The following is a 25,681-nucleotide window of genomic DNA, read 5'->3' as shown; positions in this document are numbered from 1 at the left end:
TTAGCAAAATAAGATGTTTTTATGACACTTTTATTGCACATATTTATTACATTGTTTTCAGCCGTTTAATGAGATCTGTAATATAATTGTCACGTAATAGAAATATTATATCTATGGGTCAATTTAGGTAAGAGGGGCAAATGGCTAAAGCCGAATTTTCATTGCGTGAACGTGATCGAAAGCGATTAATTAAAGATCGATTGGTTCGGCTTGCGGTATCAACGGGTGGTGTTGGAGTGTTGGCAGCGTTGGTGCTGATATTTCTTTATCTGGCAGCGATGGTTTTACCGCTATTTTCTGATGCGAACCTGACGCCAAATATTGCCGTTAAGAAGATTAACTCGCCCGATCCTATTGCCCTAGGTGTTGATGACCACGGCCAGCACGCGTATTTGGTCTCTCAGCAAGGGACTATTGATTTTCTAGTGTTGAATGAGCCAACCTCTAAACCTGTTCGTCGCGATGAAATAGGCAGCGGTTTTACGTTGTTTGCTAAAAGTATTGCCTCTCAAGGTTGGTTGGCGTTTGCTACCCAAGACGGCGAGGTAAAGCTATTTCGCCCGAAACTCGCCAGTACGTTTAATGGTCAGCAGCGTGTGTTCGCGCCATCGGTAGAACGCTTTAAGACCAATCTATCGCTCCAAAGTAATTCTTCGCTGGTGGATTTTAGCTTTTCCGTTGGAGAGCAACTCACACTTGCAGGTTACTACCAAGACGGAAAGGTAAAGGTTGTGTGGCAAGACAGTGTTGGTAAGCAACAGAGTTATGAGTTTAATCAGCCATTTAAGCAACTAGACCAAATTATTCTTACTCCTGATGGCGCAACACTTTACCTACGTAGTGGCTCAGAGCTTGTTGTCGCGAAGAAAATACAACAAAGCTTTGTCGTTCGGGAGGTTGTTGACTTATCGCTCGGGCAAGAAGCGCATGTGGTGACAGACATTAATTTACTGTCTGGTGCCTATTCACTGTTAGTAAGTTATCAAGATGGTTTGGTCTCGCAATGGTTTGATGTATTGGCTGATGGGCAACGATCGTTAACACATATTCGCGATTTTCAATTGGCGTCAGAGCTTGAGTTTCTTTTACCTGATACATATCGGAAAGGCTTTTACAGTTTCTATACCAATGGAACGGTTCAGAACCATTACACAACCAGCGAAAAGCTGGTGATGTTTAACCGAGCGTTCGACAAAGCACCTACGCTGGCGGCAATGTCAAACAACGAGAAATATCTGCTTGCTCTATCTTCATCGACTGTGGCTTCTTCAACGTTAATGCTGGCTTCTGTTGATAATCCTTACCCAGAAATCTCTCTGTCATCGCTTTGGCAGAAAGTGTGGTACGAGAGTTATCCGGAGCCGGATTATGTCTGGCAAACTACCTCAGCGAATAATGAATTTGAAGCTAAGTTTAGCGTAGTTCCAATTGCTTTCGGTACTTTGAAAGCTGCTGCGTTTGCCATGTTGTTTGCTGTGCCGGTGGCTGTGTTAGGCGCAGTGTACACGGCGTACTTTATGACGCCGAGAATGCGAAGGGTTGTGAAACCATCGATCGAGCTGATGGAAGCACTGCCTACGGTGATTATTGGATTTTTAGCGGGATTGTGGTTCGCGCCAATTGTTGAGCAAAATCTAGCAGCCGTCGTCGCTTTGATGATGTTTCTGCCTGTTTCCACCATTCTCGTTGGCGTGATGTGGCATCAACTACCTAAAGCTTGGGTTAGTCGTTTTTCGAACGGTTGGCATGCCGCGATTCTGATGCCGTTCATCGTGTTGATATCGATGGTTATCTTGTCTCATAGTGGAGCCATTGAGCTGTGGATATTTGATGGTGACGTACGAGTTTATTTAGCTGAGCATGGCATCGGATTTGACCAGAGAAACGCGTTAGTGGTTGGATTTGCGATGGGGTTTGCCGTTATCCCGACCATCTTTACTATCGCGGAAGATGCGATATTTTCCGTTCCTAAGCACCTTTCAGATGGTTCTTTAGCTTTGGGAGCAACGCCATGGCAAACGCTAATCTATGTGGTGCTGCTAACCGCGAGCCCTGGTATCTTTTCTGCCATCATGATGGGCGTTGGTAGAGCGGTTGGCGAAACGATGATCGTACTCATGGCCACAGGTAATACCCCCGTGATGGATTGGAATATTTTAGAAGGAATGAGAACACTGTCAGCCACCATCGCCGTTGAAATGCCAGAGTCTGAAGTGGGCAGTTCCCATTACCGACTACTGTTCTTAGCTGCTCTAATTTTGTTGGTGTTTACCTTCGTGGTGAACTCAATGGCGGAATGGGTGAGACAAAGATTAAGAGAGAAGTATCGTGCGCTGTAATCAAGTGGTATTAGGAAAACATTCCTGTGTTTAAATGGGTAAAGTCAGGTGCACCTTGGGTTTGGTTAACGGGTGGGGCGGTAAGTATCAGCTTGCTGTCTGTTCTTGGGCTATTGCTGTTGATTGGCTGGAAAGGGCTTTCCTATTTTTGGCCGGCACCTCTGTACCAGTGGAAAACGGAACAAGGCGACGTGCTTGTTGGTCAGCTATACGCAGAAGAGTATGTTGAAACCAGCCACTTAAAAGAGATGTCTTTATCGCTTCCACAAGCTCTCAAAGAGGGAGAGCAAGTTAAGCGACTGAGTATTAAGATCGCTAACCGAGATATTTATCCGACAGATTTTGTCTCTGTGCTTGAAATCAACTTACTAGAACGCACCAAGCCTCAAGGCTGGGCAGTGGTTGAGCGTAATCGTGGCGGTGACTTTTATGGTCAACCTCAAGGTTATTACCTCGCTGATGGGACGGTGAGTAAAGATTTTGATGGACACGTTAACCAAGGGTTGGTGTTTGCTGAAAAGATACGTAGCGACATTGATAAATTGGTGACGAAACAGATTCGCGTTTTAAGCGCTCAAGCTGAAAAACTTAGGCTAGAGCGCCGGAAAAGAGAGCTGAATGGCACGTTGGATCAAGTGTTTATCACGCGGTACGACATGCAAACCCGAGTGATCACTCAGCAGTTGATGGAGATGGAAGATGCGTTAGATCAGCTGCGCGCGCAACTCGAACAGCAAGGGTTGCTGATCAAAGATATGAGTGGAGCTGTTCACAAGATACCGTTAAGCAACTTATTAGATATTTGGTATCCCAATCAAATGAGCCTGATGGATAAACTCGTTCATTGGAGTCATCAGGGGTGGAAGTTCCTTTCACAGGATCCGCGCGAGTCAAACTCCGAAGGTGGGGTATTTCCAGCAATGTTTGGTACGGTATTGATGGTTATTATTATGTCCATCATTGTCATGCCTCTTGGTGTGATCGCCGCTATTTATTTGCATGAATACGCCAAAAATAATGCGCTGACGAGAGTGATTCGTGTTGCGGTTATTAACCTTGCGGGCGTCCCTTCTATCGTTTACGGCGTATTTGGTTTGGGCTTTTTTGTTTATACCCTCGGGGGCTCAATCGACTCATTGTTTTACGAAGAGCGATTACCTGCTCCTACATTTGGGACTCCAGGGTTATTGTGGTCAGCGCTGACGTTGGCGGTGTTAACTTTACCAGTCGTGATTGTTGCGACTGAAGAAGGGCTAACTCGTATCCCAAGCTCGGTTCGCCATGGCTCTTTAGCTTTGGGCGCGACTCAGTTTGAAACCATGTGGCGAATAGTGTTACCAATGGCGAGCCCAGCCATCATCACTGGGTTAATACTGGCGGTGGCGCGTGCGGCAGGCGAAGTAGCACCACTTATGCTTGTTGGTGTGGTCAAACTTGCGTCGAGCCTCCCGGTTGATAGCCAGTTTCCTTTCCTTCATTTGGAAAGGAAGTTTATGCATTTGGGCTTCCATATCTATGATGTTGGCTTTCAAACGACTAATATTGAAACGGCAAGGCCTTTGGTATATGCCACGTCATTTTTACTTGTCACCGTCATAGTGGGGCTTAACCTGACAGCAATTAGTATTCGTAACAATTTACGCGAAAAGTACCGGACTTTGGGACAAGATTAGAGATGTTTTCAGTAGATCAAACGCTGGGATACCCAGCCCCATTAAATGTCAACAATCTGAGCGACGAGCAAACCGCGATTGCGATTGAAGAGCTCAACTTGTTCTACAAAAGCAGTCAGGCACTGAGCGACATTTCCATGCGTATTCCGAAAGGGCATGTGACCGCGTTCATCGGGCCATCTGGTTGTGGTAAATCGACCTTGCTGCGTTGCATCAACCGAATGAATGATTTGGTGGAAGGATGCCGAGTTGAAGGGCGAGTCAGGCTGCACAATAAGAACGTTTACGACCCAGATGTGGATGTGGCCACTCTTCGTCGTCGTGTTGGTATGGTATTCCAAAGGCCGAATCCGTTTCCTAAATCTATTTATGAAAATGTGGTTTACGGCTTGCGTTTGCAGGGACTGAAAAACAGTAGAGTGCTGGATGATGCCGTAGAGCGCTCACTTCGAGCTGCCGCGTTATGGGATGAAGTGAAAGATCGCTTGCATGAGAACGCGTTTGGATTGTCGGGCGGACAGCAGCAGCGACTCGTTATTGCGCGTGCTATCGCCATAGAACCTGAGGTCTTGCTGCTTGATGAACCCACGTCGGCACTTGACCCTATTTCAACGCTAACGATTGAAGAGCTGATCAACGATCTAAAAACCAAATATACTGTAGTTATCGTTACGCATAACATGCAGCAAGCGGCAAGGGTTAGTGATCACACCGCATTTATTCATATGGGTAAACTGATAGAGTACTCAGATACCGACTCTATTTTTACCTCACCATTGAAAAAGCAAACCGAAGACTACATTACAGGTCGATACGGTTAATAAACATATAGGAGATAGGGACACTTCATGAATTTTGGTCGCCACATTTCAGGTCAGTTTAACGTCGAGTTAGAGTCTATTCGTACCCATGTACTTACCATGGGGGGCTTGGTCGAGCAGCAGCTTTCGTTTGCCATGCAGGCTTTGAATAAAGAAGACATCGAGTTGGCGCGTAAAGTGGTGCGTGACGATCACAAAGTCAATGCAATGGAAGTCTCTATCGATGAAGCCTGTACTCGAATTATTGCTAAACGCCAGCCGACAGCCAAAGACTTACGCTTGATTATGGCCATCATCAAGACGATCACAGATCTAGAGCGTATTGGTGATGTCGCGACAAAAATGGCTTACGTTGCTATCGAAAGTCCGGAGTCGAAGGATAGTCAGTTCCAAGTTTCTCTGGAGCCCTTGTGTCGTCAAGCCATCATGATGTTACACCAAGTGTTAGATGCCTTTGCCCGAATGGATGTTGAAGCAGCGGCAGAAGTGCACAAGCTTGACGACAAAATCGACGCGGAATATGAAGCGGTGATCCGTCAGTTGATGACGTACATGATGGAAGATCCGAAAAATATTCCGAATATCCTGCAAGTGATGTGGTCGGCACGTGCGATTGAGCGTGTCGGGGATCGCTGTCAGAACATCTGTGAGTACATCATCTACTTTGTGAAAGGCAAAGATGTTCGCCATCTCGGTGAGCAAAGCATTGATGATGCACTCAAATAAAGGAGCTATCCAATCACAGTAAGTGGTCATAAATAGCGTAGGAAAAATGTTTGAGAACAAGGCAGAGTTTTTCGATAAGTCGTTAATCTACAACCAAAAAATCTAACGCAGTTATCGAACATTTTAACAAGCTAGAATGAACAGTTATTTGCTACGATTGGTATTAGTACCTTTGGGGAACAAAAGTTTGTTCTTCTATTGGCGCTCTGATGTAACCTTCTTTATTCAGCTCAGGTAATTCAATCTCTGGATAGTGGACATCTTGGTAATCTATCTGACTGAGTAAGTGGCTGATGCAATTAAGCCGCGCGCGTTTTTTGTCGTCTGATGGAACGACCCACCAAGGACAGTGTTTAGAGTCAGTATGCAAAAACATTTTGTCTTTTGCTTCTGAATATTCTATCCAGCGGCTACGCGATTCCAAATCCATTGGGCTGAACTTCCAGCGTTTAATTGGCGTATGGATACGCTCCAAAAATCGCTGTTCTTGCTCTTCATCAGAAACCGAAAACCAGTACTTCAGCAAGATGATGCCAGATCGCTGTAACATCAGCTCAAATTCAGGGCAGGAGCGTAGAAACTCTTCGTATTGATCATCGTTGCAAAACCCCATGACTTTCTCGACACCCGCACGGTTGTACCAACTTCTGTCGAATAGGACGATTTCGCCAGCGGAAGGAAGGTGAGCGACATAACGCTGAAAGTACCACTGCGTTTTCTCTTTTTCCGTCGGAGCAGGAAGGGCGGCAATACGGCAAACACGAGGGTTGAGTTTTTCGGTAATCCGCTTAATGGCACCGCCTTTACCCGCTGCATCGCGTCCTTCGAAGATCACGACGACTTTGAGCCCTTCTTGTTTTACCCATTCTTGAAGCTTAACCAGTTTAATTTGTAGCTTTTCTAATTCTTTTCGGTAGAACTTCTTATTCAATTTCTTGTGGCTCATGCATCGCTCCTAGATAGGCTCTGATAATGGGTACTCTCTACAAATCAACATGCTAACACTCACCACAATCAAGGGATGGGTTTGCTTTAGGAACTGAGAGCTTTTACCACTTTTAGGATAGCATCTGTACTTGTGACGGGAATGTGGAAGTCATTAATGTCATGGTCTCCCATTTTTGCGCTATCAGAGATGAACGCCATTTTGCTTTTACGCCAAGACTTACCGGACAAATGCACTTCTCTTACCCCAGTTTCTAGGACGACATCCAGCGCATTCTCCGAGTTAAGGCCAGCACCTGCCATGACTGAAATTCGGCCATTTGCAAGTTTCACCATCTCTGCCAGCGTATTTAGCCCTTGCTCTACATTTGTTTCCATACCGGATGTTAAAACGCGTTCGCAGCCAAGTTCTATGATCTCTTCCAGAGCTTGTCGGTAATCAGCACATTGGTCTATCGCACGGTGAAAAGTAACCCCTAAGCCATAGAGCTTTGCTCGCTCCACCAATTGTTGGATCATGTGTTTATCCACTTCGCCTTTCGCGTTTAACGCGCCAACAACGATGCCTTGCAGGCCAGCCTCTGCGGTGGCTTCAATATCAAGCAGCATAGTGTCAACGTCATCTTGAGTATAAAGAAAGTCCCCTTGTCGTGGACGAATCATGGCGTAGACAGGAATGGAGGAAATTTCTGCGGCTTTTTTCATGAGACCAAAGCTAGGCGTCAGGCCACCTAAAGAGAGTGATGAGCACAGCTCGATACGTGTTGCGCCCCCTTCTATAGCGTTATGAAGAGATTCTAAATTGTCGATACAAACTTCGATATGGTAGTTCATGGGATTAGCCTAATGGTTAGGGATTGAGCTTAGTTTAGCGCCTCTCTGAAAAGTCACAGAGAAGGGGGATTAAGAAAAACAAAAAACCTCAGCATTGGCTGAGGTCATAAATCTTTCGTGGCTAGCTTGTAAGATGAAAGCGATTACGCTGCGTCTTCTTGTTCTGTCACTTCTTCGTCTGCTACCGCTTCAACCTTTGCCTTTTTTGGCGTTGGTTTGCGTTTTGCGCCCAATGCATAAAGGACTTCATCTTTATTTTGCGCTAGGAACATGGCCAAGTCTTCTTGCTTACCGTCATCTTCCAGCAGTTCACTTTTACCTAGTAGCTCAAACAGCTCATCCGCCATATCAAGCATTTTGTCATATGCGTCAGCATCCGCTTTAGAGGTAAAAGTCATTTTCTCTTCTCCATTGCGTTCTACCACGTACTTGACGATTACAGCCATGGTTGGTCCTCTAGTTAAATTTGCCAAATAATTACTGTCTGTTTATACAGTTTTTGACCAGCTAAGTCCAGCCAAGCCCGGGATTATGAGAACCGTGTGGCTACTCTTTATTCCATTGTTCACAAAATTTAATAAAGGCTTTCAGCAGGGGACTTTGATACTTCTCTTTGTGTACCAACAGCCAGAGTCGGCGTTTCATATCGAGTGGCAATCTAAGCTCAACCACACGGCCATCTTTGAGTGCTGGTTCAGCGGCCAGTTTTGATAGGCAGCCTAAGCCGAGTCCGGCCGATACACTGTTGATGAGTGCTTCGGTTGTATTAAGCTGAAACGCTTCATGCCATTGCTCAATACGAGGCGCGATCACACGGAGAAAAAACTCTCGTGAGCCAGAACCCGCTTCGCGTAATATCCACTCGCTGTTTTCTAGCTTACCTACGGTAAAGTTTTCTAGTTTGGCTAATGGCGAAGTTGGAGAGCAAATGACGCACATTTCATCCTGACTAAAGGGTTGAGAAAGCAGCTCTGGGTGGAGTGTTTTCCCTTCAACCAAAGCGATATCAAGTTCGTAGTCGACCAGCTTTTCGCAAATCAACGTCGAGTTCGAAATAAACAAGCTTTGCGATTTGTGTCCGGTGTGGTTTCTGAAATCGCTCAATAAGTAAGGGGCAACCTGATTGCCAATCGTGTCGCTGGCCCCGATTTTGAGAGCACCCGTTAGCGCTTGATCATCACTGAACAGCTGCTCGATGTTTTGAGTTCTCTGAATCAATTCGTCAGCAAGGGGGAGAAGTTTCTTGCCTTCTTGGTTGAGGATTAATCGGTTGTTTACTCGGTCAAACAGAGAGTGCCCGAGCTGTTTTTCAAGTTCAGCCAGAGACATACTGACCGCTGCCTTAGATAAACAAAGTGCGTCTGATGCAGAGGTGAGCGTGTCGTGTTGAGTGATGGCAATAAACACTCGGAGCTGTTTAAAAGAAATATTCGTGGCCATGACTGCGTTAATGCAAGATGAACAAAGGCCTTTGATCATTAAGCATAACCAAACGACGTGCAAGTGTTATCTTGCTTTCCTAGGAGTCAGTCTATTCTTGTCTTCCCTCGGTAGATGGAAAAAGATAAGTGACATAAGCGGATGATGAATTTTACTCACTCTGTGTGATATCTAACCTTTTGTTATTTCAGATTTCGAGAACTCTGCGGGATTGAAAAAGCCTGTGCTAAGCTAACTGACAGTTTAAATTGGTACTCGGTGTTCCCATTTTGTTTACTGTCTATCACTCCAACCAAGTTGATATTCTCAAGTCGTTACTTGTTGAGCTCATTCGCCTGCACCCGCTCGAAAATCCATTTGAAGCGGAGCAAATCCTTGTACAAAGCCCCGGTATGTCTCAGTGGCTTAAAATGGAGTTGGCAAAAGAGTTCGGCGTGGCCGCGAATATTGAGTTCCCACTTCCGGCAACGTTTATCTGGAACATGTTTACGGAAGTTCTGCCAGATGTACCTAAACGAAGTGCGTTCAATAAAGAGTCGATGACGTGGAAGTTAATGCACCTACTTCCGAGTATGCTCGATCAACCCGAGTTTGACGCACTGAACCGCTATTTAGAAAACGATCAGGACTCCAGTAAGCTTTATCAGCTATCGGAAAAAATTGCCGATATCTTCGATGGTTACTTGGTGTATCGTCCAGAATGGATTGCGAGCTGGGAAGCAGGACAAGACGTTGCAGAGCTGGAAGGGCAGCACGCATGGCAACCGATTTTATGGCAGGCTTTGTACGATCACACCATTGCGTTGGATCAGTCACCTTATCACCGTGCTAATCTTTATGAGCACTTCATCGAGACACTAGAAAACGACATTCGTCGCTTCGAGAGTGGCAGTTTTGAACATTTACCTAAGCGGTTATTTGTCTTTGGTATTACCTCGTTGCCGCCTCGTTATATGGACGCGTTGAAGGCCATTGGTGAACATATCGATGTGCACTTGATGTTTACCAACCCATGCCGATATTACTGGGGTGAAGTGAGAGACAGAAAGTATCTGGCGCGATTGGCGGCGATGCATCGTAAGCACGTGGTTTGGAATCAGGATCATTCAGAGCAGGACGGCGAAAGTGCAGTGCTCAAAGGCAGTGTGGAAGACAATCTTTCTGATGAACTGCATACCGATGTGGTCGGAAACAGCTTGCTGGCCTCTATGGGTAAGCTCGGGCGAGACAACATGTATTTGTTGTCCCAATTGGAATCTCACGAAATTGAAGCGTTTGTGGATGTAGAGCGCGATTCTTTGCTTCATCAGCTCCAGGCCGATATTTTAAATCTGGAAGAACACCAGAATGATGACGAGTTGGAGAGCAGCTTTCATAAACAGGTGGTCAGCGCCGACGATCACTCTCTTTCTCTTCATGCGTGTCATAGCCCTATGCGTGAAGTGGAAGTGTTACACGATCAACTGTTGGCGATGTTCGATGCCGATCCGAGTTTAAAACCGCGTGACATCATCGTTATGGTGGCAGACATCAACGCTTATAGCCCAGCAATTCAAGCGGTGTTTGGTAACGCGCCAGGTGAGCGATTCATTCCGTATTCAATTTCTGACCGTACTGCTGACCAAGAAAGCCCAATTCTTAATGCATTTATGCAGTTAGTGAACTTGCCGAACACACGTTGCCTTGCTTCTGAGTTGCTTGAACTTCTGGAAACCCCCGCGATTTTGGCGCGATTTGATTTGGATGAAGATGACTTCATCAAAGCTAAACAATGGGTGGAAGAATCGGGCATTCGTTGGGGGCTGAATGAGTCAACTGGACGTGAGTTTGAACTGCCAGAAACGTCTCAGAATACGTGGCAATTTGGTATCCAAAGAATGCTACTCGGCTATGCAATGCCTGAGTCTGCTGGGCTGTTTGATTCGACATCCGGTGCGTTATCTCCCTATAACGAAGTTCAAGGTATGGGCGCAGAGCTGGCAGGTAAACTGGCGCATTTTATTGAAACGGTCGACACATACCGAGGCAAATTGGCTCAAACACAATCTATAGATAGTTGGCGAGAAGTGCTCACCCACTTACTTGATGACTTTTTCAGTGTAGAGCTTGAAGGCGAAGCGGCATTAAAATCGATTCGCGATACGTTAACAGCTTTAAAAGAGCAGCTTACTGACGCTGCATTTGAGCACCAACTTGCACCAACCATCATTTCACAGTATCTACAAAGCAAGTTGTCTGGTACCCGAGTTAGTCAGCGCTTCCTTGCGGGCCAAGTGAATTTCTGTACCCTGATGCCGATGCGTTCGATTCCGTTCAGAACCGTGTGTTTGTTGGGTATGAATGACGGCATCTATCCGCGCTCTGTGCCGCCTGAAGGGTTCGACTTAATGAATGGCCGTGCCAAACCGGGAGACCGCTCGCGCAGAGATGACGACCGCTATCTATTCCTTGAAGCGCTGCTATCCGCACAACAAACGCTCTACATCAGCTATGTGGGACGCTCTATTCAAGACAACACCGAGCGAGTGCCATCCGTATTGGTATCGGAGTTGATGGAGTACTGTCACCAAAACTATCGTCTTCAAGATGATGAAACGTTGCCTTGCGATGAGTCAGGCGACAAGTTGCTTCAATCCTTAATAACTCACCACGCTATGGTGCCTTTCAGCCCGTCGGCGTTTTCAGGTGAGTTGCCGAGCTATGCCAAAGAGTGGTTGCCTGCGGCCAATAGGCAAGGGCAAAGCGGTGGCGAATTTAATCGTCAGCTAGGCGATTACCTATCGGACGCCATTTATCCATTGGAATTGGATCTGGTCGAATTACAACGTTTCTGGCGTTTGCCTGTTCAGTACTTTTTTAACCGTCGACTCAAAGTGATGTTTGAACCGCCTCTTCCTGTTATGGAAGATGATGAACCGTTTGTACTGGGTGGCTTAGAAAGCTATCAAATGAGGGATAACCTTCTCAGCACGTTATTGGCGCACACATTAGAAGGTGAGGGGGATACCCAAGCGGTGATCGCTGAGTTTGTGGAATACCAACGAGCGCAAGGAAAGCTGCCAGTGGGTGCGTTTGGCGATATTGAATTTGAGACCAATCGCGTACAAGCGGAAGAGTTGGTTGAGAAGCTCACTTGGCTCTGCCAAAGCGCTGATACTGATTTGGAAGTGAAGCTGACATTTGACGTACTGGGCGAAGGCAAAAACGTGCAGTTAACGGGATGGCTGACACAAAATTATCAATCAGGATTAGTACGCTTTCGCAGTGGAAAGATTCGAGCTCAAGACTATCTGTCCGCTTGGATTGATCACCTCGCTATGTGTGCGATGGGTTACGCAAAGAGAACGCATATGATTGGTTATGATCGTAAAGATGGTGTGGTTCATCTGGTGTATCCGCCGATGGAAAATGCTCAGCAAGCCCAATTATTGTTGTCAGAGCTAATACGCTTGTTCTTCCAAGGAATGACAGAGCCGTTGGCTTATTTCCCAAAAACTGCGCTTGCTAGCGTTGAAGCTGGATTCAGCCGAGGCAGTTGGGTTGATGATGAAGAAAAATCACTGAAGAAAATGTCCGATACCTTCAATGATGGCTACATGACCAGTGGTGAGGGAAATAACGCTTATATCGCCCGAATTTGGCCAATATGGAATGATGTATTAGCGGCACAAGCCCGAACTATGGCGACATTGGTGATGCAAGGGCCGAGACTCGCGGCAAAGATGAGTGAGGACTTGGCGTAATGGGATTCAAGACTAACGCTAGGAAAAATAGGGAATGGGTGGCCGCCAGTAAATCATTATAGTGTAGGGCGTTCGCTGTACGGCCACAGGTCAGAGGGACCATGATTCGTTTGGTCTATTGCAGCGACTGGCTGCTCAACTCGTGCGGTGGATACTATCGGTTAGTAGATTTTTCTGCTGTGAGACGGATCCCATAAAACTCTCATGTTTTTATTCTAACTATTACTAATTTTCATTTTTAAGTCAGGATCACATTTGTCATCTGGCTTTTTATCGAAAGGCAATGAATTTATGACAGTAAAGTCAGTGGCTACTCCGCTTAATACCATGACTTTTCCACTGCATGGTGCTCGCTTAATCGAAGCCTCTGCGGGAACAGGAAAGACGTTTACCATTGCAGGTCTGTATCTGAGGTTACTTTTAGGTCATGGCTGCTCTGAAACCAAACATCAGGTTCCTCTGACGGTCGATCAAATTCTGGTCGTGACGTTTACCGAAGCGGCAACGGCAGAACTGAGAGATCGTATCCGCGCTCGTATTCATGATGCGCGTTTAGCCTTTGCCCGAGGAAAAAGCAGTGATCCGGTCATCGAGCCATTACTAGAAGAAATTGCAGACCATAAACAAGCGGCTGAGATTCTGTTGCAAGCAGAGCGACAAATGGATGAAGCGGCGGTGTTTACCATCCATGGTTTTTGCCAACGCATGCTGACGCAAAATGCCTTTGAGTCTGGTAGCCGATTCGACAACGAATTTGTGACCGATGAGAGTCATCTAAAAGCTCAGATTGTCGCAGATTACTGGAGACGAAATTTCTATCCGCTGCCAATAAATCTTGCTGGAGAAGTACGCCGTATATGGGCATCGCCCGGCGCTTTGCTTGGTGACATAAACAACTATCTGACGGGTTCACCTTTAAAGCTGACGGTAGAAGCGATGAAAGGTGGCTTGGCAGAACTTCACCAAGAGAACCTAAAGCGGATTGAAGAATTAAAAGCGAATTGGCGAAATGACCAAGATGACTATCTGGCGCTGATCAGTGAATCCGATGTTAACAAGCGTAGTTATACGAAAAAGTCACTGCCAGAGTGGTTGGACGCGGTCAATGCGTGGGCAGAGTCGGAAACGACCAACTACGACTACCCAGACAAGCTAGAGAAGTTTGCTCAAAGTGTATTGAATGAGAAAACACCGAAAGGGACACCTCCAACGCACTCGGTATTTGAAGCGATAGACGCTTTTCTTGCAGAGCCAGTTTCGATGAAAGCGCCGCTACTCGCACACGCAATCGAACATTGCCGAGCTATGTTGGCACAAGCTAAGCAGCAAAAGCAGTGGCTCTCATTTGATGATCTACTCACTAATCTATCTGCATCGATTGACAATGATGAGTCCGAACAACTCACCGAGAGAATCCGCACCCTTTATCCCGTTGCGATGATCGACGAATTCCAAGATACCGATCCACTGCAATACAGCATCTTCAGCCGTATTTACCTTAATCGCCCTGAATGTGGGCTATTTATGATCGGTGACCCGAAACAGGCGATTTACGGTTTCCGAGGCGCAGATATTTTTACCTACATTAAGGCGCGGAATCAGGTTTCTTCACACTTTACACTTGGGACGAACTGGCGCTCTAGCGCGGATATGGTCGCTGCGGTAAATCAGATTTTTGAACTGCCAGACAGCCCGTTTATCTATGACGAAGATATCCCATTTCTTCCGGTTAACCATAGCCCGAAAGCCCAACAACGCATTTGGACTATGGGTGGTCAAAAGAAACCAGCATTGACGTATTGGTTACAAGAAGCGGACGAAAAACCGTTGCCGAAAGGGGATTACCTGAAGGAGATGGCAAAGGCAACAGCCTCTCAAATTCAGGAAATACTGACCGCTTCTCAAGATCAGCAAGCGTATTTTGAAAGCGATAAAGGCAAGCATGAGATTCAAGCGGGTGACATTGCTGTCCTCGTCCGTACCGGAAGTGAAGGGCGAATGGTCAAAGAAGCCTTGGCGAAACAAGGTATTGCCAGCGTTTATCTGTCTAACCGAGATAGTGTTTTTACGTCGACGGTTGCACAAGATGTACAGCGTTTACTGCAAGCGGTGCTAACTCCGGAAAATGATCGCGCACTAAGAGCCAGTTTGGCTTCAGAGCTGTTCGCCTTGGATGCGGGGAAGCTTGATAAACTCAACAATGATGAGAATGAGTGGGAAAACGCGATTAACGAGTTCAAAGAGTACCGCAGGCTATGGGTTCAACGCGGTGTGCTACCTATGCTCCGTAGCGTAATGAGCAAACGCCATATTGCCGAGCGACTCCTAGAAGAAGAAAACGGAGAGCGTGCATTAACCGATTTGATGCATATTGGTGAGCAATTACAGCAAGCCAGTCAGGAATTGGATAGTGACCATGGCTTACTGCGTTGGCTTGCTCAGGTGATCAGTGATGCTGAAAACGGACTAGGTGGCAGTGATGATCAGATTCAACGTTTGGAGTCTGAGCGTAATTTGGTTCAAATCGTCACCATCCATAAATCCAAGGGTTTGGAATATGATTTGGTCTTCTTACCGTTTGTTTTGAGTTACCGCGAAGCGAGTGAAGCCAAGTATTACGATGCGAAATTAGACCGCACTGTACTGGATATTACAGGGCAAGATGCGTCCTTGGCGCAAGCCGATAAAGAGCGACTGGCGGAGGACTTACGTTTGATCTACGTGGCTCTGACTCGCGCAGTCTATGGCTGTTTTGTGGGTACAGCACCGATTCGAAATGGCCGCTCGACCAAAGAGCCGACGGGGGTTCATCGCAGTGCAATGGGGTATCTGTTGCAAAATGGGCAAGAAGGGGGCATTTCGGATTTAACGCAAGCGCTTCAAAATCAGGTGCAAGGGTTAGATTGTGTTTCCCTCGCGGATACGCCTGATGAGCAAGGTCGTCCGTTTGTTTTGCTTCAAGCAGAAGAAGTACAGCTGAGCGCCAGAGAACTAAAAAACGAGATAGACAGGCATTGGCGCATTACCAGTTATTCTGGGCTTATCAAGCAAGGGCATAACCAGCATAGCGATGATGCTTTAACCGACTTGATGCGTTTGGATGTCGATTCCTCCGGAGAGGACGATCAAGACGAGTTAGTCGAGCCAGAACAGACAATTTTTACGTTTCCACGAGGCGCGCGCCCGGGTACGTTTTTGCATACGCTGTTTGAAGAGGTCGAGTTCACCCAATCAGCCACCAGCGAAGACAATACTCAGATTATTATTTCTCTGATGGAAAGTGAGCAATTGGATGAAACTTGGTTGCCAGTGTTGCAGACGCTGATTGATACCGTTTTAGCGACGCCGCTTGATGGTAAGAGCATCAAACTCAATCAGAAACAACCCTCGCAACGACTGGTAGAAATGGAGTTCTTACTGCCTATCGAGGTATTAGCTGCGCCTGCGCTCAATCGAGTGATTCAGCGTCACGATCCATTGTCTGCTAAAGCGGGAGATCTCGGGTTTCAAACGGTGCAGGGAATGCTGAAAGGCTTTATTGACCTGGTATTTGAACATAATGGTCAGTATTACGTTCTGGACTGGAAATCGAACTATCTGGGTGACGATGTTGCTCATTATCACGGCGATGCGCTGAAAGCAGCCATGGCTGACCACCGTTACGATCTTCAATATCAAATTTATGCATTGGCTTTGCATCGCTTCTTGCGTAGTCGATTACCTAATTACGACTATCAGAAACATTTTGGGGGCGTCTACTACCTGTTCTTGCGCGGCATGGACGGCCAAAGTGATAACGGCATTTTTTCGGCGAAGCCCACGTTAGAGTTTTTACAGGATATGGATAGGTTGATTGATGGACAGCCTATCGATACTAAACACAACAGTTCTGGCCAAATGGAGTTAATTTAGTCATGACGTACCTTGTTTCTAAATTAAAGCAACTGGCCGATAAAGGTTCTATCAGACAGCTCGATTATCAGTTTGCCAGATTTATTTTTTCCCAATCTCAAGATGATCAATTAGCGTTTATTGCAGGTGTGGTGAGTAGCGAACTGGGCAAGGGGCATATTTGTTTGCCACTGACTGACGTTCAAGGGCAGAGCATTGACTTAGTTGCAAAGCTTGGTCTGTTTGGTGAAACGGCCATTGAATTAAACCAACACCTTGTCGACATTGATTGGCCAAGTAAACTTTCTAGCGCGTCTTTGGTTGGGAAAGCATTAGTTGGAAAATCCGCAGAGTCATTACCGCTTATTTTTGATGGTGAAAGGCTTTATTTGCATCGTTATTGGCACTATGAAGTCACTTTGGCTGAGCGGCTGAATAGCTTTGGGTCACCGATGAACCTAAAGCCTGAGAAGTTAAAAAAGCTCTCAGAGTTATTGGATCATTTGTTTGCCAGAAACTATCGCTACCTGTTTGAAGACCTTAAAAAAGTGGAGCAGGCAGGGCAATCTTCAAATGTGGTTCGTCAGCGCTTGGTGTGCGACCATCTTGATGTCGTGAGTGAAGATCTGCTCGATTGGCCTACTATCGATCAAAAGCTTGTTGGCGTGAGTCGAGTGGAGAAGTTAACGGTACTTGATGAACTGGTGCCTCTGTCACATTGCGTGAATTGGCAAAAAGTCGCGGCAGCGGTCGCCCTCACAAGAAATTTTGCTGTGATTTCTGGTGGGCCGGGAACGGGCAAAACCACGACGGTCACGAAACTGCTTGCTGCTTTGATCGAGCAGTCTAAGCGTGGAGACGAATCACCGACAATCAAACTGGTCGCGCCGACAGGGAAAGCGGCAGCTCGATTGACAGAGTCGATTGGTAAAGCCGTGGCACAATTGCCAGTATCCCCAGATCTGAAACTAGCGATACCAACCGATGCCAGTACGATTCACCGTTTGTTGGGGGCGATCCCCAATAGTGCAGAGTTCAGACATAACCAGCATAACCCGCTTCACTTAGATATTCTGGTTGTGGATGAAGCATCCATGGTTGACCTACCTATGATGCATAAGCTGGTGGATGCCATGCCCAAGCATGCCCGCCTGATATTGTTGGGTGATAAAGATCAGTTAGCGTCTGTAGAGGCGGGGGCGGTATTGGGCGACATATGTTCATTCACCCAATTAGGCTATAGCTCAATGCAAGCCCAGTTGGTGTCTCAGTTGACTGGATACACAACCTTGTCTCATGGGTCTACACCGAGTACGACAATCGCAGACAGTTTATGCATGCTGCAAAAGAGTTATCGATTTGACGCGCGATCCGGTATTGGACAGTTGGCGAAAGCGGTTAATGCGGGGTCGGCGCAACGTGTTGACTTAGTGTGGCAAAAAGAGTTCGGCGATATTGAAAAGTTTCCTATCGACAGTCAGCACTACAATCAGCTGATACAAACCTTGGTCGGTGAGTATAGCTGCTACTTAGAACGCATCGATAAGGTAGCGTTAAACCCTGAAACCGGTGAGCCTGAGTCAGTCGAACAGAGAGCGAAAGCAACACTGGATGCGTTTGGAAAATGTCGTCTTTTATGTGCTGTAAGAGAAGGTGATTTTGGCGTGTCCGGGCTCAATACCAGAATAGAAAAAGCCTTAGCAGCGCGCAAAAAAATCAAAGACTCTGATGAGATTTGGTATCACGGTCGACCTGTGATGGTCACGCGCAATGATCACGCCCTTGGCTTGTACAATGGTGACATTGGAATCTGTATCAGTACGCTGGTGGATGGCGAAAGCAAGTTGAAAGTCTTTTTTGAATTGCCTGATGGTTCGGTGAAATCCGTGTTGCCAAGTCGCGTTCCTGAACACGAAACCGCTTATGCGATGACGATCCATAAATCTCAGGGCAGTGAATTTGAACATACGTTAATGATTTTGCCACCCGAGTTCACACCGATCTTAACGCGAGAACTTATCTATACCGGAATCACACGTGCGAAAAGTCGATTGAGCTTGTATGTCGATGAACGAGTGATTAAGCGAGGCATAAAAATTAGGACGGAGCGGGCAAGTGGGTTAATCAGTCGATTGAGAAGTTAGTAAGAGTGGACAACCTTCCCTGGTTTGCGCGTTAGGCTCTTGGTGTTTATGAACCAACTCCTACTGATGTAAAAGAGATACTACGGATCGCATACTTCTCTTTGTAATCCAGGATAAATGCTCTCAGTCCGTCTGTTGCAGGAAAGGTGCAATGCACGTCTAAACCTTCGAGTAAGTGATTGTCTGCCATATCCCAAAAGCTTTGAACGGAATTGCAAATGATGGTTTTCATTGGTTTTTGCTCTTATTGATGTTGATTCAACCTCAAGCAATCCTTGCGACTTAATCTGTGTGATGATCAAGTGGAATGAGTCCAGTGGGCTCCCAGAAACGGGAGCCGAAATTTTAACCAATTATCAATAAAACTTAAAGAGGCAGAAGCAGATAAAAATACAAGTGTGTTGAAAATAAGCCTGAAGACTGTATGGGTTAAAACAGCTCTATGGCCAGCACTTTGGATTTTCTCTGGTAGTTGTACAGGTTCTGTTTTTGTGAGGGAAGGAAGTCCACGCTAATTTCGTGAAAGCCCTGTTCACGGAACCAGTGCAAGCTGTGTGTGGTTAAAACGAATAACTGTTTTATCCCTTGGGCTTTGCATTGAAGTTTCATGTGGTTCAGCAGTAAAAGTCCTCTGTTGCCATCTCGGTATTCTGAATGAATAGCTACGCAAGCCATTTCAGCCATTTTTTCTTGCGCATAAGGGTAAAGTGCGGCGCAACCAATGATTAAGCCATCTTTTTCGATGATGGTGAACTGGTGAATTTCTTGCTCCAGTTGCTCTCTTGAGCGGCGTACTAGAATTCCTTGCTCTTCTAATGGCTGGATCAAATCCAAGATCCCCCCAATATCATCAATGTCAGCGACGCGAACTTGCTCAGCACTGGCTTGCACGATTTGTGTGCCAATCCCATCAAGAGAGAACAACTCCTGAATCAGCGCACCATCGACTTTGTAACTCACTAAGTGGCTACGTGGGACTCCTGCTCGGCAGGCTGTTGTGGCTGCTCTTAAAAAACGCATAGTCCCGGAGGCACTGTCACCTTCCTTTTCTGAAGCGCTAATCATCGTGTGTAAAATGTTTTCTGCTTCTTTAGGGAACAGTTCTGCAACGGCATTGCCTTCGTCATCAATGACCCCTTGCTCTGAACAAAAGCCGATCAACTTATCTGCTTTGAGCTTGATGGCGACTTGTGTGGCGACCTCTTCTGACAGTAAGTTAAAAGATTCCCCCGTGACGGAACTTGCGATGGGTCCGAGTAATACAATCGAACCTTGGTCAAGCATGCGATTAATCCCAGCAACGTCGATTCTTCTTATTCGTCCGCTGTGGCAGTAATCCACGCCATCATCAATTCCCAAAGGTTGAGAAATAACGAAGTTTCCACTGACCACGTTTAGCTGAGTGCCTGCCATTGGCGTATTGCTCAAACTCATCGACAGTTGAGCTGTAATAGAAAGTTGCAGTTGCCCAGAAGCCTGCATGACGTAGTTGAGAGAGGTTTCGTCAGTGACTCGGATCCCTTTGTGGTAAGGAGTGGAGTAGGAATGCTGCTCAAGGATGGCGTTAATTTGAGGTCTGGCACCGTGAACCAGAACAATTTTCACACCCAAACTGTGCAAAAGTGCCAAATCACTAATGATATTGGAAAAGTTACTGTCAGCCACAGCCTCGCCACCTAACATGATAACCATGGTTTTACCGCGGTGTGCGTTAACATAAGGGACAGACTGCCTAAATCCTTTAACTAATGCTGTATTTCTGATTTTCACTATACGTTCCGGTGTGAATTAATATTTAAGAATATTGCAATTTTATTCTTTTGTGGGCAAGTGGTTTTTACAGTGAAATACAAACCACTCATCGAGATGATGACCTTGTGCTCCAAATATATAATAGGGGGATTGTGGCGTTTAGCGATAGCAAGTGCCCGAGCAGTGGTTGGTTTGTCAGGAAAGTTTAAAATTAACATCCGCTAACCCTCCTTTCATTGCGCTATTTCGTTGAGTTTGTCATGCTTCGTAGATAACTGGAAAGGAACAAATCTTGTGATAAAAAAATATCTTCCAATTGCTGCAGTCACGCTACTTTTTGGCTGCGCTCAACCTACTGAATCCATTGAGCCCATTGAATCTACTGAAAGAGCCCAACAATATCTGGATGGCGAATTTGACTCATTGTTGAATAAAACGACAGTTGTTGAATCTAACAAGCCGAGAGATTTTACTGAGTTCCATAAACAGACCGAGCAAGTGGTCAAAAAGTCACCGAGAATGGCTACGGTATACCAACCGCTGTATGAAAAGCTCAACGATTGGGTTTTGCAAAGTGGTGACCCAAGTGAGCTGGCGAATTTTAATATTCAAGCGGCTCAGTTAGGCGGCGGAGACAAGAAAGGCAATGTGCTGTTTACGGGGTATTTCTCCCCGGTGATGGAGCTTCGTCATACACCGAATGAGACTTTTAAGTACCCTGTTTATCGCAAGCCTAAGTGTGGTTCAGAATGTCCAACGCGCGCGCAAATCTACGCGGGTGCATTAGCAGGACAAGGATTAGAGCTCGGCTACGCGCCAAATATGATTGACCCATTCTTGATGGAAGTGCAGGGCAGCGGATTTGTGCATTTTGAAGATGACGATACACTCGAGTATTTTGCCTACGGCGGTAAGAACAACAAAGCTTATGTCAGTATCGGAAAAGTACTGATTGAGCGAGGTGAAGTCCCGCGTGAAAAAATGTCGATGAAAGCGATCAAAGAGTGGGTACTGGCTAACGATGAAAATGTCGTTCGAGAGCTGTTGGAACAAAACCCTTCTTACGTTTTCTTTAGCCCTCAAGCCGATGCGCCTGTAACTGGGTCTGCGGGCATTCCACTATTACCGATGGCATCTGTTGCGGGGGATCGTTCTATCTTACCGATGGGGACGCCAATTTTAGCGGAAGTGCCTTTGCTAAACTCTGACGGCTCGTGGAGTGGCGCTCACCAACTTCGATTGCTCGTTGTGTTAGATACTGGCGGCGCAGTCAAACGTAACCACTTAGATCTTTACCACGGTATGGGGCCACGTGCGGGAACAGAGGCCGGTCATTACAAACATTTTGGCCGGGTATGGAAATTGGGGCTGGAAAACTCAGCCACGCAAGCTCCTTGGGCATTGCCACCCGAGAAGTTACAATAGGCTTCTAACCTAGACTTTTTTACAAAGAGTGCGTATAAATCGCACTCTTTGTTTTTGTACCACTTTTTGGCGGAAGAATTGCACCATGCGCGAACTTGATACTCCTGCTTCTGATAATTACAACCAACGCTTTGGCGGCACACGTCGACTTTACGGCAATAGCGAAGTAGAAATCCTACGAGCGGCTCATGTCTGTGTCATCGGTATTGGCGGTGTTGGCTCTTGGGCGGTGGAAGCGTTGGCGCGCACTGGCATTGGCGAACTGACTCTGATCGATATGGATGATGTTTGCGTCACCAATATCAACCGTCAGATTCATGCGATGTCGGGAACAGTAGGTCAAAGTAAAGTCGAAGTGATGGCAGAGCGTGTTAAGTTGATTAACCCAGAGTGCAAGGTCAACATCATTGATGACTTCATCACTCCTGACAATCAACACGAATACTTGAGCAAAGAGTTTGATTATGTGCTCGATGCTATTGATAGCGTAAAAGCCAAAGCGTCTTTATTGGCATACTGTCGTAGTAACAAAATCAAAGTGATTACAACGGGTGGTGCTGGTGGTCAAGTTGATCCGACTCAGATTCAAGTCGCGGATCTGACCAAAACGATTCAAGATCCGTTAGCGAAGAAAATTAAGGATACACTGCGTCGTCATCATAACTTTCCAAAAAATCCTCAGCGAAAATTTGGTATCGACTGCGTATTTTCAACGGAACAACTTAAATACCCTCAACCTGATGGAAGCGTATGCGGCGTAAAATCAACGGCAGAAGGTCCAAAACGTATGGATTGTGCGAGTGGTTTTGGTGCTGCAACTGTAGTTACCGCGACCTTCGGTTTTGTTGCTGTATCTCGCATCGTTGAAAAGCTGATTCAAAAGTACAAAAACGCCTAAAATTTTTATGGAGCGAGTTTTTCGTTCTTTATGCCAACGCTAGGAGATTGCCATGTCATCTTTTCCTCAGTCGCCATTTGGTCAAGATATTACCGCTGACGATATCGTTGCAACCATGCAAAACTTTAAAGGATGGGAAGACCGCTACCGTCAGGTGATTCAGTGGGGGAAAAAACTGCCTCAAATGCCTGATGATCTAAAATCGGAGCAGGTGACTGTCTCGGGGTGTGAAAGCCAAGTCTGGCTTGTGAGTGAACAGATTGATGGTAAGTGGCATTTCTGCGCCGACTCAGATGCTCGTATTGTTAGAGGTTTAATCGCTTTGGTGATGGCGGCCTATGACGGTAAATCAAGTGAAGAAATTCAAGCGTTTGATGTGGATGCGTATTTTGACCAACTTGGATTAATCGCTCACCTTAGTCCGTCTCGTGGCAACGGCCTAAAGGCGATTGTCGAACAAATCAAACAGCTTTCCGCTTAATCTATCTCAGATTTCTGCTAACCTCGCATACGTTTTGGGGCGTATGTTGAGGTTCAACTCCCATTGTAATTCTGGCGGTTAAAATTTAATCACATTGATATTAACACCTTAGAAAATACATGGCTTTAGACCCCTTGTTGTCGCTGCGTAAAGGCTGTACAATTCGCGCCCTTAATTAATGTTCCGTCTTTTGAGAGGCCACATGACCACTGAAAAAATCAATCTACTCGACTTTGATCGCAAGGGTATGCGTCAATTCTTCGCCGAAGAGTTAGGCGAAAAGGCATTCCGCGCAGATCAGGTAATGAAGTGGATCTACCATTTCGGTGTCGATGACTTCGAAAACATGAGCAACATTAACAAGAAGCTACGCGAAAAACTGCAGCACAAGTGTGAAATCAAAGCACCTACGGTTGCAGAAGCTCAGCACTCTTCAGACGGCACAATCAAGTGGGCGATGAAGGTCGGCGATCAAGATGTTGAAACGGTGTACATCCCGGAAGACGATCGCGCTACGCTGTGTGTATCTTCTCAGGTAGGTTGTGCGCTGGAATGTAAATTCTGTTCTACGGCTCAGCAAGGCTTTAACCGTAACTTGAAAGTCTCTGAAATCATTGGTCAGGTTTGGCGTGCAGCACGCGAGATCGGTCTGCAGAAAGAGACTGGCCGTCGCCCAATCACTAATGTGGTAATGATGGGTATGGGTGAGCCACTGCTTAACATGAAAAATCTCATCCCAGCATTAGAAATCATGCTCGACGATCTGGGTTTTGGTTTGTCTAAGCGTCGCGTTACTGTTTCGACGTCAGGCGTAGTATCTGGTCTTGATCAGATGACGGGTAAGATTGACGTAGCACTAGCGATTTCTCTGCATGCGCCAAACGATAAGCTACGTAGTGAAATCATGCCTATCAATGACCGCTGGGATATCCAGGACTTCTTAGCATCGGTACGTCGTTACATTGCATCATCAAATGCAAACCGCGGTAAAGTTACCGTAGAGTATGTATTGCTAGACCACGTTAACGATGACATGGATCACGCACGTGAATTGGCGGAGCTGATGAAAGACACGCCTTGTAAGATCAACTTGATTCCGTTTAACCCGTACCCTGGTTCGCCTTACAAGAAGCCAAGTAACTCACGCATTGATCGTTTCCAAAAGACGTTGATGAAATACGATCACACAGTGACCATTCGTAAAACACGTGGTGATGATATTGATGCAGCATGTGGGCAATTAGTCGGTGACGTTATTGACCGTACTAAACGTACTGCGATGATAAAAGCCGCAAAAGGCGAAACGATCGCGGTAAAAGCGGTATAAGCTAAACTTAGTATTGTATGAAGCCAGAGCCTCGCTCTGGTTTTTTTATTCCAGATTACCGTTGCCTTTTGTCAATTTAAGGAAAAAACCTTGAGCTGGCTGTAAATTATGCATCTCCACGGTGTTGTTTCATCACTCATATCTATTAGAATTGAAGGTTAACGCTCTGGAGTGACTACTCTGCTATTTCGTGGAGCGATATTTGACGTAGGTTGGATTCACCAACTAATTAATTTTAAGTAAGTTCATAGTGCCACGACCAATAACGAATAAGAAAAGTGAGCTAAAACTGACTTGTTAAGCAAAGAGATATATTTCGTATGACAGCTGAAAACGAGACGATAGGAAGAGAAGAAAACCACGCTGCGATCAAAGCAGGCACATTATTAAAGCAAAAGCGTGAACAATTAGGACTTAGCCAAAGGCAAATCGCTGATCGTTTGCGATTACGCGCATCCATTATTGAAGATATTGAAAACAACCAGTTTGATTCTGATCACTCTGCGACATTCACCAAGGGTTATATTCGCTCATACGCAAAAGCGGTTGGGATGGATGTCGGAGAAGTCTTAAAAGCGTACGAAAGCGAACAGAGACCAGAGCCTGAAGAGCAAGAAATGAAAAGCTTTTCTGGTAAGACAAAGCGAGAGAAACACGACAGCCGTATCATGATTCTGACGTGGGGAATTGTGGCGATTATTCTTGGTATTTCATCGGTATGGTGGTGGCAAAATCAGCAAACCTCAATCGTCGAACTCACTGAGCCTGCGGAGCAAGAACAACCCATTGAACAGGGCTTTGAAAATACCAATCAATTTGATCCTACGTTGATGATGGATGAATCTGAACCTCAAGTCGCTGAAACATTCGACACTCTAGCTGACGCAGAAACTGAAATTGTCCAAGAGCAAAACGACATTGCTGCCTCAGACATCAATACTGAAGCGGCAGCGACTGAAACTGCTCCAGTGGTATCAGAAGAGTCAACGAAACCTGAAGTTGCAGACAACTTACTCAACATTACGTTTAATGGAGATTGTTGGACTTTGGTTAAAGACAGCTCAGGAAAAACGCTGGTTTCTGGCGTTAAGAAGGGGGGAGAGACGTTGGAATTGTCCGGTGAAATGCCCTACAACGTGGTTTTAGGCGCACCACAAAACGTTTCAATGACATTATCAAGTGAACCTGTCGACCTTTCTGGGTATACTTCAGGCAAAGTCGCAAAATTCACCTTACCTTAGA

Annotated in this window: 18 protein-coding genes; 12 read left to right on the top strand and 6 right to left on the bottom strand. The window is 46.0% G+C overall.

What is annotated here, in order from left to right; genetic code table 11:
* Positions 1-140: 140 nt before the first annotated feature.
* The 4 genes from NP165_RS09845 to phoU are packed head-to-tail and all read left to right on the top strand — an operon-like array spanning position 141 to position 5,559.
* The gene (locus tag NP165_RS09845) at positions 141-2,339 is read left to right on the top strand and encodes an ABC transporter permease subunit (protein WP_257083798.1); all 2,199 of its coding nucleotides are present in this window, start codon (positions 141-143) and stop codon (positions 2,337-2,339) included.
* Positions 2,340-2,365: 26 nt separating this feature from the next.
* Positions 2,366-4,012, top strand: coding sequence for a phosphate ABC transporter permease PstA (gene pstA / locus NP165_RS09840; protein WP_257083797.1), 1,647 nt, complete (start codon positions 2,366-2,368; stop codon positions 4,010-4,012).
* Positions 4,013-4,014: 2 nt separating this feature from the next.
* Complete coding sequence (gene pstB / locus NP165_RS09835) at positions 4,015-4,833, top strand: phosphate ABC transporter ATP-binding protein PstB (protein ID WP_257083796.1); 819 nt, start codon at positions 4,015-4,017, stop codon at positions 4,831-4,833.
* Positions 4,834-4,860: 27 nt separating this feature from the next.
* The gene (gene phoU, locus NP165_RS09830; protein WP_257083795.1) at positions 4,861-5,559 is read left to right on the top strand and encodes a phosphate signaling complex protein PhoU; all 699 of its coding nucleotides are present in this window, start codon (positions 4,861-4,863) and stop codon (positions 5,557-5,559) included.
* A 163-nt stretch (positions 5,560-5,722) separates the two neighbouring features.
* Here phoU and ppk2 read toward each other — a convergent pair whose 3' ends face one another.
* The 4 genes from ppk2 to NP165_RS09810 form a co-directional block, all read right to left on the bottom strand.
* Complete coding sequence (gene ppk2, locus NP165_RS09825) at positions 5,723-6,505, bottom strand: polyphosphate kinase 2 (RefSeq protein ID WP_257083794.1); 783 nt, start codon at positions 6,503-6,505, stop codon at positions 5,723-5,725.
* A gap of 86 nt (positions 6,506-6,591) precedes the next feature.
* Positions 6,592-7,338, bottom strand: a complete 747-nt coding sequence (locus NP165_RS09820; protein ID WP_257083793.1) for a copper homeostasis protein CutC — start codon at positions 7,336-7,338, stop codon at positions 6,592-6,594.
* 143 nt (positions 7,339-7,481) lie between these two features.
* A complete protein-coding gene (locus NP165_RS09815) occupies positions 7,482-7,784 on the bottom strand; it encodes a YebG family protein (protein WP_257083792.1) in 303 nt (100 codons plus the stop codon).
* 100 nt (positions 7,785-7,884) lie between these two features.
* On the bottom strand, positions 7,885-8,778 hold the full coding sequence (locus tag NP165_RS09810; RefSeq protein ID WP_257085581.1) for a LysR substrate-binding domain-containing protein: 894 nt from the start codon (positions 8,776-8,778) through the stop codon (positions 7,885-7,887).
* A 269-nt stretch (positions 8,779-9,047) separates the two neighbouring features.
* On the opposite strand from NP165_RS09810, the gene recC reads away from it, so the two are divergent.
* The 3 genes from recC (at position 9,048) to recD (ending at position 18,556) form a co-directional block, all read left to right on the top strand.
* Complete coding sequence (gene recC, locus NP165_RS09805) at positions 9,048-12,521, top strand: exodeoxyribonuclease V subunit gamma (protein WP_257083791.1); 3,474 nt, start codon at positions 9,048-9,050, stop codon at positions 12,519-12,521.
* A gap of 291 nt (positions 12,522-12,812) precedes the next feature.
* Entirely contained in the window at positions 12,813-16,433 is a 3,621-nt protein-coding gene (recB, locus tag NP165_RS09800) for an exodeoxyribonuclease V subunit beta (RefSeq protein ID WP_257083790.1), read from the top strand.
* A gap of 2 nt (positions 16,434-16,435) precedes the next feature.
* A complete protein-coding gene (gene recD, locus NP165_RS09795) occupies positions 16,436-18,556 on the top strand; it encodes an exodeoxyribonuclease V subunit alpha (RefSeq protein ID WP_257083789.1) in 2,121 nt (706 codons plus the stop codon).
* A gap of 46 nt (positions 18,557-18,602) precedes the next feature.
* Here the strand turns inward: recD and NP165_RS09790 are convergent, their stop codons facing one another.
* Positions 18,603-18,788: a hypothetical protein gene (locus NP165_RS09790; RefSeq protein WP_257083788.1), complete on the bottom strand. Its 186-nt coding sequence runs from the start codon at positions 18,786-18,788 to the stop codon at positions 18,603-18,605.
* A 197-nt stretch (positions 18,789-18,985) separates the two neighbouring features.
* Complete coding sequence (gene argA / locus NP165_RS09785; protein ID WP_257083787.1) at positions 18,986-20,326, bottom strand: amino-acid N-acetyltransferase; 1,341 nt, start codon at positions 20,324-20,326, stop codon at positions 18,986-18,988.
* Positions 20,327-20,602: 276 nt separating this feature from the next.
* Between argA and mltA the strand changes: the two genes are divergently transcribed.
* The 5 genes from mltA to NP165_RS09760 all read left to right on the top strand — a co-directional run bounded on the left by mltA (position 20,603) and on the right by NP165_RS09760 (position 25,680).
* Positions 20,603-21,733 carry a murein transglycosylase A gene (gene mltA, locus NP165_RS09780; RefSeq protein ID WP_257083786.1) on the top strand — a complete coding sequence of 377 codons (1,131 nt, stop codon included), beginning with the start codon at positions 20,603-20,605 and terminating at the stop codon, positions 21,731-21,733.
* 85 nt (positions 21,734-21,818) lie between these two features.
* Positions 21,819-22,631 carry a tRNA cyclic N6-threonylcarbamoyladenosine(37) synthase TcdA gene (gene tcdA / locus NP165_RS09775; protein WP_257083785.1) on the top strand — a complete coding sequence of 271 codons (813 nt, stop codon included), beginning with the start codon at positions 21,819-21,821 and terminating at the stop codon, positions 22,629-22,631.
* Positions 22,632-22,683: 52 nt separating this feature from the next.
* Positions 22,684-23,112: a cysteine desulfurase sulfur acceptor subunit CsdE gene (gene csdE / locus NP165_RS09770; protein WP_257083784.1), complete on the top strand. Its 429-nt coding sequence runs from the start codon at positions 22,684-22,686 to the stop codon at positions 23,110-23,112.
* A 202-nt stretch (positions 23,113-23,314) separates the two neighbouring features.
* Positions 23,315-24,439, top strand: a complete 1,125-nt coding sequence (gene rlmN, locus NP165_RS09765; RefSeq protein WP_257083783.1) for a dual-specificity RNA methyltransferase RlmN — start codon at positions 23,315-23,317, stop codon at positions 24,437-24,439.
* A 320-nt stretch (positions 24,440-24,759) separates the two neighbouring features.
* Positions 24,760-25,680 (top strand): RodZ domain-containing protein, encoded by a 921-nt coding sequence (locus tag NP165_RS09760; RefSeq protein ID WP_257083782.1) that lies wholly within the window; start codon positions 24,760-24,762, stop codon positions 25,678-25,680.
* Position 25,681: the final 1 nt, after the last annotated feature.

It is taken from the genome of Vibrio japonicus (assembly GCF_024582835.1).
Lineage (GTDB): Bacteria > Pseudomonadota > Gammaproteobacteria > Enterobacterales > Vibrionaceae > Vibrio > Vibrio japonicus.
Note: the sequence above shows the minus strand (reverse complement) of the source record. Positions and strands in the feature narration are given on the sequence as shown.